Consider the following 11,675-nt stretch of genomic DNA (forward strand, 5'->3'; position numbering starts at 1 on the left):
AAGCCATTTAAGTGTCAGTAAAAGCAAAAAAACATTTAGGACAACATTTTTTAAAGGATGAGAATATTGCCAAAAAAATTGGTGATACACTTACGTTAAATGGCTATAAAAAAGTCTTGGAAATTGGTCCAGGAATGGGTGTGCTTACTAAATATCTCTTAGAAAAAGATGTTGAGACATATGTTATAGAAATAGATACAGAATCGGTTGAATATCTGCAAGCAAACTATTTAAATCTTGCTCCAAGAATTTTAGAAAAAGACTTTCTTAAATACGACTTAACCGAAGTGTTTAATGATGAACCTTATGCTATTACGGGAAACTTTCCGTATAATATTTCATCTCAAATCGTGTTTAAAACCTTAGAAATGAGAGCGCAAATTCCTGAGTTTACTGGAATGTTTCAAAAAGAAGTTGCGCAACGTATCTGTTCAAAAGAAGGCAATAAAGTTTATGGTATACTTTCAGTATTAACTCAGGCTTTTTATGATGCGGAGTATTTATTTACGGTGCCGCCTTCGGTGTTTAATCCACCACCAAAAGTAGATTCGGGAGTACTAAGACTAATAAGAAAAGAAGACTATACATTGCCCTGCGATGAAAAACTATTTTTTAAAGTGGTAAAGCAAGGGTTTCAACAACGCAGAAAAACACTTCGTAACAGTTTAAAAACATTCAACCTATCAGATAATTTAAAAGCAAATAGTATCTTTGGCCAGCGGCCAGAACAATTATCTGTACAAGAGTTTATAGAACTCACACAACTTATTGAAAACGACGAATAAAATGTGTTTTGTCATTTCGACAGAGCGTAGCGACGAGAAATCTAATGTCTGAAGAAACTGAAAACATACAATTTGAGCTAACAGATGAACTTTTAGGGCAGGTTAAGTTGCTTGTTGAGGGACAAAAAAACAAGGACTTAAAAGAGCTTCTAGATGAATTTCATTATGCTGATATTGCCGAGATTCTAGACGAATTAAATCTAGAACAGGCTATCTATGTTATTAAGTTATTAGATTCTGAAACAACTTCAGATATTCTAACTGAGTTAGATGAAGATATTCGGGAAAAGGTTTTAAAAAATCTCTCAGATAAGGAAATTGCCGAGGAGGTAGAGGAGTTAGACACCGATGATGCAGTAGATATTATTCAGGAATTACCCGAAGAGCGTCAGCAGGAAGTTATTGAGCAAATTGAAGATGAGGAGCATAAAGAAGAAATTAAAGAACTTCTTACTTATGAAGATGGAACTGCAGGTGCGCTTATGGCAAAAGAGTTGGTTAAAGTTTATGAAACATGGACTGTTGCTGGGTGCCTTCGAAAAATTAGAGCGCAAGCCGAAGAAGTAACAAGAGTGCACTCTATTTATGTAGTTACTAAAGAAGAAAAACTGATTGGTAGATTATCTCTTAAGAATCTTATTACCGCAAAAAACGAACAGAAAATAGCAGACATCTATATCTCAAATGTGGATTATGTAACTGTAGATGAAGAGGATGAAGAGGTTGCCAAGGTTATGGCTAAATATGATTTGGAAGCTATTCCCGTGGTAGATGAAAACAAGAAATTGCTTGGAAGAATAACCATTGACGATATTGTAGATTTACTTAAAGAAGAAGCTGAAAAAGATTATCAATTAGCGGCTGGTATTACACAAGATGTAGATTCCGATGATAGTATTCTAGAACTTACCAGAGCACGTTTACCTTGGTTGTTTTTGGGATTAATTGGTGGTATTGGGGCTTTTATTATTATGGAAGGCTTTCAAGAATCTTTTAATCACTATAAAGTATTATTTTTCTTTACTCCTTTAATTGCGGCTATGGCGGGTAATGTGGGAGTACAATCCAGTGCCATAATAGTCCAAGGTTTAGCTAATGATGATGTAAAAGGAAGTATTAATAGTAGATTGTTTAAAGAAATGCTTTTAGCAGCCTTAAACGGACTAATACTGGCCTTCTTTTTGTTCCTTTTTGTTTGGGTAACTAAAGGGGAGGTAAATACGGCTTTTGCTATATCTGTATCTCTTGTTGCCGTTATTATTGTAGCAGGTTTAATTGGTACTTTTGTGCCTTTATTTTTAGATAAAAGAGGAATTGATCCTGCTATTGCTACAGGACCTTTCATTACTACAAGTAATGACATTTTGGGAATTCTACTTTATTTCTGGATAGCTAAACTTATTCTTGGCATTTAACATTGTCCTGCTGAACTTGTTTCAGCATCTCATTATATCTATTTTTGAACAGTCAAAAACCGGATGCTCTTTCCACTAAAAAGATTTATTTTAAACCTATGAAAGTTCTTCATTTAGATACCAATCACGAGTTACTTATTAATCAGTTAAAAGACTTAGGTTTCGATAACCATGAAGATTATTCATCTTCCAAGGAAGCTATTGAAGCTAAAATCTCAGAATATGATGGCATTGTTATTCGAAGTAGATTTAGCATAGATAAACAGTTTTTGGATGCAGCCACTAGTTTAAAGTTCATTGGTAGAGTTGGGGCAGGACTAGAAAATATAGATTGTGATTATGCCGAATCTAAAGGTATTTATCTAATATCGGCTCCAGAAGGCAATAGAAATGCTGTGGGAGAACATGCTTTGGGTATGCTTCTTTCTCTATTCAATAAGTTGAATAAGGCTGATTTAGAAGTGCGTTCTGGTAAGTGGTTACGAGAGGAAAATAGGGGTGTAGAACTAGATGGGAAAACAGTAGGATTAATTGGTTACGGTAACATGGGGAAAGCCTTTGCTAAAAAACTAAGAGGATTTGATGTTGAGGTTTTGTGCTATGATATTAAAGATGGGGTTGGCAATGCAAATGCTAAACAAGTAACTTTAGAAGAACTTCAAGAAAGGGTAGATGTGTTGAGTCTACACACACCACAAACACCATTAACGCTTAATATGATTAATAAGGATTTTATAAGCGGTTTCAGAAAATCATTTTGGTTGATTAATACCGCAAGAGGGAAGAGTGTAGTTACTCAAGATTTAGTTTCCGCGTTAAAATCTGGTAAAATTTTAGGAGCGGGATTAGATGTTTTGGAATATGAAAAAGCTTCTTTTGAAAGTTTATTTTCTTCAGAGATGCCAGAAGCGTTTACCTATTTAATTAAAGCAGAAAATGTCATTTTATCTCCACATGTAGCAGGTTGGACTGTTGAAAGTAAAGAAAAGCTAGCCCAAACTATTGTAGATAAAATACGAGATAAGTTTGGCTCATAGGTTGATTTTAGTTTATAATTAGAATAGTACTTAGATTACTCCCTATCGTAAATATCGAAAAGTTTGTTAACTTTAACATCGACCCGATATCTACTTTATTCTCTACTTCTATAAACTTTAAATTATGACATTAGGCGCGTTTTCTATTAGTTTAAGTGTAAAAGACATTCATAAATCAAAAGAATTTTATGAACATTTAGGTTTTACTGTTTTTGCAGGAGATATTGAAAAAAGATATCTCATTATGAAAAACGGGAATGCTCTAGTTGGGCTTTTTCAAGGAATGTTTGAAAATAACATTATGACTTTTAATCCTGGATGGGACGAAAATGCAAATAAAGTTGAAGGTTTTACAGATGTAAGGGACATCCAGAAACATTTGAAAAGTAAAGGGGTGCAATTGCAAAATGAAGCCGATGAAGGAACTTCAGGTCCTGCCAGTGCGGTACTTTTAGACCCAGATGGGAATGCCATTTTACTAGATCAGCATGTTTAAAATTAAGTTATGCAGTACGAAGCTAATTCTCCAGAAGATTACATAAGTCAGGTGCCCCAAGATCGTCAGGACACCTTAAAAAAGTTAAGACAAGTTATAAATGATAATTTGCCAAAAGGCTTTAAAGAGGGAATGCAATATAAAATGATAGGCTATTTTGTGCCACATTCGGTATACCCAGATGGCTATCATTGTAATCCAAAAGAACCATTACCTTTTATGAGTTTTGCTTCGCAGAAAAATTCTGTAAACTTATACCATAGCGGCATTTATGCTAAAAAGGAATTGTATGATTGGTTTGTTGCTGAGTATCCTAAGCACAGTAAGCGGAAATTAGATATGGGTAAAAGTTGTATCCGTTTTAAAAATATGGATGATATTCCATTTGATTTAATTACCGAATTAGTTAAAAAAATGACTTGTGAAGAGTGGATTGATATTTATGAATCTGCCGTTAAAAAGAAAAAATAAGAAAAAAGACCCTTTCCTTTAGAGAGGGCAAGGCAGAGGAATGAAAAATAGAGTTACAGGAATAGGAGGTTTGTTTTTTAAAACAAAAGACCCACAAGCTACTAAAGACTGGTATAAAAAACACCTTGGTTTTAATACAGATGACTATGGTTGTACCTTCTGGTGGAAAGATAGTGAAGGTAAGGAATGTTCTACGCAGTGGAGTCCTTTTAAAGAGGATACGAAATATTATGAGCCTTCAAAAAAAGACTTTATGTTTAATTACAGGGTAGAGAATTTACAAGAATTAATTGCCACCTTAAAAGAAGAAGGCGTTACTGTTGTAGGAGATATTGAATCATATGAATATGGAAAATTTGGATGGATTCTTGATAACGATGGTAACAAAATTGAACTTTGGGAACCTATTGATGCAGCGTTTAAATAATCTACTGTGGGCATAATAGATACACTTCAGTCCTTTAATTTATCGGGTTTTAAATGGGTAGCTATTGGTTTAGCGGCTTTTGTACTGGGCCTATCTAAATCGGGCATAAAAGGTATTGGTATAATTATAATACTAATCCTAGCATTTGTTTTTGGCGAAAAAGCCTCAACAGGAGTTCTTTTGCCAATGTTAATTAGCGCCGATATGTTAGCGGTTAGTTATTATAATAGACATACGCAATGGAAGTTTATAAAGATGCTATTGCCATCAATGGTATTAGGTGTTTTAGTCGGCGTTTGGGTAGGTGATGCTATTTCAGAGGTGGTTTTTAAACGTGTTATGGCACTTATTATAATTGGCTCAATTTTGATAATGTTGTTTTTAGAACGTAGAAAATCTAAATCTATTCCTCAAAACAAAGCCTTCTCTTATTCTATGGGGTTTTCTGCTGGTTTTACAACAATGATAGGTAATTTAGCAGGCCCTATAGCTAATATTTATTTTTTGGCAATGCGCTTACCAAAAAATGAATTTATTGGTACTGCGGCTTGGTTGTTTTTTATAATTAATGTGTTTAAGTTGCCTTTTCATTTTTTTGTTTGGAAAACAGTTTCTAAAGAAACACTGGTACTAAATTTGGTCTTATTTCCTGCCGTAGCTATCGGTTTTTTTGTTGGAGCCAAACTTGTTAAGTTAATTTCGAATTCTAATTACAGACGCTTTATTATTATAGTAACTGCTATTGGTGGGCTCATTATGCTTTTTCGCTAATGGTATGTTATTAAATTGTAACGTTATCTAATTTTTTGATACTCATAGGATAAAGTCAATTTTAATTTATAAATTTAATGTCTAACCATAATTTAATTTTTATAAAATGTCAGACGAAAAAAATTTAAGCGATGATCTTAATGAAATGTTAGGAGACGCTAAAGAGGGGGCAAAAAAAGCGGCAGACAAAGTAAGTGAAAAGGCAAGTGAGTTAGCAGATGATGCCAAAGAAATAGCTGGAGAGGCTAAAGAAAAAGCAAAAGAATTTGCGGAAGAAGCTAAGGAAGCAGCAAGTGAATTTGCAGAAGATGCAAAAGAAGCTTTTGGTGGAGATAACAAAAAGGTACTAGCAGGAGTCCTAGGGATAGTTTTTAATGGTCTGGGGATTCATAAGTTTATTCTTGGCTATAATAAGGAAGGAGGAATTTTATTGGGAGCAACTTTATTGGGTATGGTATTGTCTTGCGTTGGAATAGGTTTATTGTTTGTATGGATACCTTGTGTAATAGGGTTCGTAGAAGGAATTATTTACCTTACCAAATCTGATGAAGAATTTTATAATACGTACCAAGCAGGAAAGAAATCTTGGTTTTAAACATATAAAAAAGCCAAAAAAGAGACTTTTGGCTTTTTTATGTTTTTATTTAATCGTAATATTGCAATAAACAAATAAATATTATGAAAACACAAGATTTATTTAAAGTATTGGAGCAGTATACCGATAAATCATTGCTTTTTGAGTATGCCACAAACTTGTTGGTTGGAGCTAATTATCATATTACAGAGGTAAAACATATGGCAATAGATTCGGTAGATTGCGGATCAAACAAAGAGAGTTGGAATGAAACCATTATTCAGTTATGGGAAAGCCCAAAGGAGTTAGGTAAGACTGAATTTATGTCTGTTGAAAAAGCTTTAAGTATCCTTAAGAAAGTAGGATCAATGAAACCTTACGACTTTGAATCTGAAGTTAAATTTGAATATAGTAATGCTACCTTTCATACCGCTCAATTATTTGTTAACGATTTTGAAATACAGAATAACAACTTAATTTTTAAGTTAGCAGTTCAAAAAACAGATTGTAAAGCAAAAGAAACCTGCGGAGTCCCAGTTAAAAATGAACGCGTTTTAACAAGTGATGAACCTTGTTGTTCACCAGATGGAAATTGTTGCTAAATACTATAAATTTGTCATTCCTGAGAAGGCAGAAATTGGCATAAAAGATTGATTAATAACTAAAAAAAGATTCCTTTGAAAGCGGGAATAAAGAAAAATGAACAACACCTTATTAGAAAACATTTCTAAAACCATCGCGTCTTTAGATGTAAACACTGTTAGTGAAGAAAGAAAAGCAATACTGAATCCGTTAGTAGCTTATTTAAAAGAAAAACTAACAGAAAATGCACCAATTAGATTAAATTTTATTTGTACCCATAATTCCAGAAGAAGCCATCTATCTCAAATATGGGCACAAACTATGGCGGCGCATTTCAATGTGAAAAATGTGTCTTGTTATTCTGGAGGCACAGAAGCAACTGCAATGTTTCCTAAAGTTGGTGAAACCTTAACGAATCAAGGGTTTAAAATTGCTCAACTTTCTGAAGGTTCCAATCCAGTTTATAGCGTAAAATTTTCAGAAAATGAACCTTCTGTTATTGCATTTTCTAAAACGTATGAAGATGCGTTTAATCCATCATCTGAATTCGCAGCTATAATGACCTGTTCATCGGCGGACCAAGGTTGTCCTATGGTTTTAGGTTGTGATAAACGTGTAGCGGTTACGTATGAAGACCCAAAGAAATCTGATGGCACACCACAACAAACCGAAACTTACTTTAATAGAAGTTTAGAGATTGCTACAGAAATGAAGTTTGTGTTTGGGAGTTTAGTTAGTTAAATCTAAAGTTTATAAGCAATTTTAAACATTATTATTCTTGGTAAAATAAATGTTTTACTATCTGAAATAATGAAGTTGTTGAAAGTGTTTTGTTGTTTAAACTTTATGTCGAAAATATTGGTAGCATTTACTTCAAATCCCCAGGGACTATCCTCTTTTTGATAAAATAACGAAACATTGGCAATATCAAAAACACTTTTAGTTTGGGCGGATTTATTTTTATAAGTGTCAAATCTATAATCTGCTTTTAAATTAAAATCGTTTAAAAAGCTATATTCTAAAAATGTGAAAAAACTATCGTTTTCAAATTTTGAGATCCTACTTTGAGAGCGATAGTCGCTAAAATCTTTGGTATATCCAATTTCTATATTAGGGAATTTTTTAAAAAAAGTCTCTGCACTTAACGTATTCGAAATGTTTTTCGCAATGTTTAAAGTTCTATTGTTATTAACTATTTGGTAAAAGTCATTGTAATTAAAACTACTTTTAAAACTGTATTTAATACGTTTAATTTTTTTTGAAAAATGTCCAGTTAATGCCCAATTTTCTTCGGGTCTATTAAAAAGAATGTTGGTTGTATATTGATTAATACCATCTAGTTCTGTTACAGGTTTTAAATGCTCTATTTTCTTGTTATACCTCATCGAAGCATTTATATTAATATTTTTAAATAAACTGAACTTATAATAGCTTAAAGATACAGTATGGTAACGCTGGTTTTCTAAAGTGTTATCACCTCTAAAGACGGTATTAAAACTGTTTAAAACGTAGTTAGATGCTAATTGGTTTATATAAGGAAATCGCGTATTTAGTGCATACCTAAAATTAATTTTTCCGCTATTACTAAACTCTATTTTAGTGGTGAATTGCGGTAACAAAAGCGCTTTGTTGTTATTTGTTTTATCTTCAAAATTTTTAGTGGTCCAGTTATAAAAATGGTAATACAGCATTGGTTTAAACGTGGTAATACCTATTTGAAACTTATATTCTAATCCAATAAATGTATTTACTAGGTTATAGTTAAAATCATTGCCAAATCCGTTGGTGTTAAAGTTATTTACATTACCATTACTTAGTAACTGTGCATCTTTACTGTAAAAATTACTAAAAGCTGTATTTAGACCAATACTGGTATAAATATGGTTAAAGTTGCTTAGCACCCAATAGTCTTTTGCAATAGCACTAAAATTATGGGCTTTAGAGGTCTTGTTTTGGGTAATGGCGTAAATGGTGTCATCTTCTAATGGAATTAAACCCTGCAAAATTTGTTGGTTAGTTATCCATTCTGTTAGAGGTTTGTCGTTATAAAAGTTATACGTAGCTTCTAAGGTTGCCGTATGCTTTTTTGATAATTTTCTGCTATAGCTAATATTTTGTTTAATATTTAAGGAAGTGGCGTCTGTAACTATGTTAATTCGGTTGGTCTGGCTTGGATTTATAGTATGTATAATACCATCATTACTATTAGTTGTTGCTTTTACAAATACGTTATAGGCAAAATCTTCCTTGTAACTAGGATTGTAATCTAAAGTTATTTTACCAATGGTAAAGTTGTTGTTTAGGTTATTAGTAACTGTGCGGTCTTCTGTAAATGGTGTTATTGTAGTTTGGTAGGTATTAAGGGTATTCTCTCTAGTTTCTGTTTTAGCATAAGAACTTATTATATAACCATTAATATCTGTAGAAGTGTTTAAAGATTGCCTAATACTTAAAGCACCAAATTTATTGGTATTCCTAACAAAATCTTGATTATTTAAATACTGGGCAAAATCGCTCTTAAATAGACCAAAATAGCTTTTAGTATTATTTATGAGTTTGCCAAATCCGCCTTCAAACTCTAAATAGTCTCTAAGGGTGAAACTTTTTATACCTTGGTTATTAAAGTCTCCAATAAGGTTTACATTAGTTTTAGGGCTATAATAAAACAAATTAGGGTGTATGAGGTAACGTTTTTTATAACCAGAACCAACTTCTAAATCTCCAAAGATAAATTTCTTTTTGTCTTCTTTAAGTTTAATGTTCATTGCCATGTCTTCACTATCCTGAAGACCTTTTAACATGGCTACCTCATTGTAATTATCTAAAATCTCTACTTTATCTACGGCATCTGCTGGAATATTATTTACAGCCAATTTACTGTTGCCAGTAAAAAAGCTTTTGTTTTCTACTAATACTTTGGTCACCTTTTTGCCTTGTACTCTTACATTACCTTCTCTATCTACTTCAAGCCCAGGTAGTTTTTTTAAAACCTCTCTTAGTTTACGTTCTTTACCCGTTGCAAAAGCATCTACTTTATAAATAATAGTATCTTTTTTAACGGAAACTGGGGGTGTGTAGTTAAGAGTTATCTCTTGTAGTTGGTTAGGATTTTCTAAAAGTATAAAGTTCTTAATAATATTAGAACTGTCAGTTGTTAGGGTTAATGTTTGCGACTTGTAGCCTAAGTAACTTACTGTAATTCTATAAGTATAGTTTTTCAGCAATTGTAATTTGTATTCTCCCTCATTATTAGTTATTGCAAATTTTATATCTTGATTATCAATTTCAGGTATAGCTAAAATGTTGGCAAACTCTAGAGGAGATTTTAAGGAATCCGTAATCTTACCTTTTATTAATTGAGAATTTTGACAATAAAAAAAATGGGGAAGGAGAAGAAATATAATTAAATTGTATTTCTTGCTTTCAGGTGTTATTAAAAAATTTAGAAATTTAATTGTTACTATTGTTTTAAATTTTTATAACTGTTTTTTAAGTCTTCTTGATGTTGAATTTTTGTTATTATATTTTTAGAGATTAGAGGTTCAATTTTACAAGAATTGTTTGTAGACAATGATATGTTTTTAGCATATAATGTATAATGTGTGTCTTTTAATTCTAAAATCAATCCAGGTAAATGGTTAAACTCTTTTGGTCCAAATTTAACGGGAATCTGAGGTGTATACCAGGCTTCAATTAAAAATTCATAGATTCCACTGTCATTCACATTAATTTTTTTTGTTATGGCCTTATAACATGTATAATTGCCAATTTTTTTTGATTCGTTCGTTAATGTCCAGTCTACATTTGAGGAAGTTGATTTTACCAAAGTATATTTTTCGTATCTAGAAGCTTCCCTAAGCAGCTCGTTATTTCCTAAATTATAATAGTATCTTCCTTTACTAACTATATTTTTGACGAATGAGGTTGCCATTGGGTTTAAGTCAGAATTCATTTGTTCATCAAAATAGAATAAAGATTCGTTAGAATTAAAGTCCAATATAAATTCTAAATCGGAAGACATTTCATTCATCTTTTCAATTAACATATAAAGTTCTTTTTTGTTTTGTTTTTCCTCAATATTAACGTCATTTGGTATGAAACCATACCGAATTCGCCCACAAACTAAAGTTTGTTTGGGATGACTAGTTAAAATAACAACAACGAGTAAAAAAAGATATTTCATAATTAAATAAATTAACCCGTCAATAAAGACGGGTATTAATAAATTCGTCTTATCAACGAAGATCACTCAAACTGTATCCATAACAAAGAGCAAGAGAAGCTTGGGAATACCATTCTACTTCTTCTCGAGAATATCCAGCATTATCCGCCATTACAGCAGTCATATAGGCTCTTTCAAGACAGTCTACTGTAGTAGTTGATTCAATTATGGAATAAGTGTCTTCTTGGTTCTGATTGGCATTTATATTGCCTGAAATTAAAAAGAATGCAATAAATGCACTAAGTAAAGTTTTCATTAATTTTAATTTGTGCCAGTATTTAGAACTAGCCAGGTTAAACAAAATATTAACCAGTCTAAAATTCAGTCTATAAAAAAACTTAGGCAGTCTAACACCTTAAAAATAAATCTGCGCAGATTTTGTTGCAACGGTTGTTTACAAACCTATTTTGTTTAGACTGAAACCAAAATTGGGTTTGTAACGTTTCAAATTTAATTAAAAATATAATACAAAGACTACAATAAAAGTAAAAAAAACCTACTTATGTTAATTTTGTGGTTTTTCCACATTTTTATAGTAGAACAGTTAAGCTTTATTTTTCTAAAGCCCTCTTATTATCATTTATTTTACTAACCATAACAGTACAAAGAATAATGAGCATAAGTATTGAGATTATGAAATCGGCTGGCCCGTCGGACTCAATACCATTTAGTAGAAAGTAGGAAACGCATACAATAAGCACAATGAAGTAGAAGATAATTTCTGCGTTATAAATTTTAAATAGTTTCATAGTTTTGGGAGTTAAATATTTTCTTATCAGAAAAGCCAGTTTTTAAACAAAAAACGCGCTTATCTTGTAATTATTTTAGAGAAATAATAGCTGCAATTTTCGTACCAATTTTTGATGAAAATTACCATAAATTGTATTTTAACACT

The 11,675-nt window shown here is 31.9% G+C and carries 14 protein-coding genes; 10 read left to right on the forward strand and 4 right to left on the reverse strand.

The features are described 5' to 3' along the window. Window positions 1–11: 11 nt before the first annotated feature. From rsmA to FUA24_RS13900, 10 genes are all read left to right on the forward strand, one after another. A complete protein-coding gene (gene rsmA, locus FUA24_RS13855; RefSeq protein ID WP_148543307.1) occupies window positions 12–785 on the forward strand; it encodes a 16S rRNA (adenine(1518)-N(6)/adenine(1519)-N(6))-dimethyltransferase RsmA in 774 nt (257 codons plus the stop codon). 44 nt (window positions 786–829) lie between these two features. After that, the gene (gene mgtE / locus FUA24_RS13860) at window positions 830–2,200 is read left to right on the forward strand and encodes a magnesium transporter (protein WP_148543309.1); all 1,371 of its coding nucleotides are present in this window, start codon (window positions 830–832) and stop codon (window positions 2,198–2,200) included. Window positions 2,201–2,298: 98 nt separating this feature from the next. After that, complete coding sequence (locus FUA24_RS13865) at window positions 2,299–3,237, forward strand: 2-hydroxyacid dehydrogenase (protein WP_148543312.1); 939 nt, start codon at window positions 2,299–2,301, stop codon at window positions 3,235–3,237. A 124-nt stretch (window positions 3,238–3,361) separates the two neighbouring features. Then, window positions 3,362–3,733 carry a VOC family protein gene (locus tag FUA24_RS13870; protein WP_148543314.1) on the forward strand — a complete coding sequence of 124 codons (372 nt, stop codon included), beginning with the start codon at window positions 3,362–3,364 and terminating at the stop codon, window positions 3,731–3,733. A 9-nt stretch (window positions 3,734–3,742) separates the two neighbouring features. After that, complete coding sequence (locus FUA24_RS13875; protein ID WP_148543316.1) at window positions 3,743–4,204, forward strand: DUF1801 domain-containing protein; 462 nt, start codon at window positions 3,743–3,745, stop codon at window positions 4,202–4,204. A gap of 40 nt (window positions 4,205–4,244) precedes the next feature. After that, window positions 4,245–4,631, forward strand: coding sequence for a VOC family protein (locus tag FUA24_RS13880; RefSeq protein ID WP_148543317.1), 387 nt, complete (start codon window positions 4,245–4,247; stop codon window positions 4,629–4,631). A 6-nt stretch (window positions 4,632–4,637) separates the two neighbouring features. Next, window positions 4,638–5,402, forward strand: a complete 765-nt coding sequence (locus FUA24_RS13885; protein WP_148543319.1) for a sulfite exporter TauE/SafE family protein — start codon at window positions 4,638–4,640, stop codon at window positions 5,400–5,402. A 106-nt stretch (window positions 5,403–5,508) separates the two neighbouring features. After that, window positions 5,509–5,997: a TM2 domain-containing protein gene (locus FUA24_RS13890; protein WP_148543322.1), complete on the forward strand. Its 489-nt coding sequence runs from the start codon at window positions 5,509–5,511 to the stop codon at window positions 5,995–5,997. Between the two features lie 83 nt (window positions 5,998–6,080). Next, window positions 6,081–6,578, forward strand: coding sequence for a DUF6428 family protein (locus FUA24_RS13895; protein WP_148543324.1), 498 nt, complete (start codon window positions 6,081–6,083; stop codon window positions 6,576–6,578). A 97-nt stretch (window positions 6,579–6,675) separates the two neighbouring features. Continuing rightward, window positions 6,676–7,299, forward strand: coding sequence for an arsenate-mycothiol transferase ArsC (locus FUA24_RS13900; protein WP_148543326.1), 624 nt, complete (start codon window positions 6,676–6,678; stop codon window positions 7,297–7,299). 2 nt (window positions 7,300–7,301) lie between these two features. Here FUA24_RS13900 and FUA24_RS13905 read toward each other — a convergent pair whose 3' ends face one another. The 4 genes from FUA24_RS13905 to FUA24_RS13920 all read right to left on the reverse strand — a co-directional run bounded on the left by FUA24_RS13905 (window position 7,302) and on the right by FUA24_RS13920 (window position 11,529). Then, window positions 7,302–10,022: a carboxypeptidase-like regulatory domain-containing protein gene (locus tag FUA24_RS13905; RefSeq protein WP_394344211.1), complete on the reverse strand. Its 2,721-nt coding sequence runs from the start codon at window positions 10,020–10,022 to the stop codon at window positions 7,302–7,304. Next, the gene (locus FUA24_RS13910; protein ID WP_148543331.1) at window positions 10,019–10,741 is read right to left on the reverse strand and encodes a GLPGLI family protein; all 723 of its coding nucleotides are present in this window, start codon (window positions 10,739–10,741) and stop codon (window positions 10,019–10,021) included. Before FUA24_RS13910 ends, FUA24_RS13905 begins: the two co-directional genes overlap by 4 nt. Before the next feature lie 52 nt (window positions 10,742–10,793). Continuing rightward, a complete protein-coding gene (locus tag FUA24_RS13915; RefSeq protein WP_148543332.1) occupies window positions 10,794–11,081 on the reverse strand; it encodes a hypothetical protein in 288 nt (95 codons plus the stop codon). A 250-nt stretch (window positions 11,082–11,331) separates the two neighbouring features. After that, window positions 11,332–11,529 (reverse strand): hypothetical protein, encoded by a 198-nt coding sequence (locus tag FUA24_RS13920; RefSeq protein WP_148543334.1) that lies wholly within the window; start codon window positions 11,527–11,529, stop codon window positions 11,332–11,334. Window positions 11,530–11,675 lie beyond the last annotated feature (146 nt).

This window comes from Seonamhaeicola marinus (genome assembly GCF_008085455.1).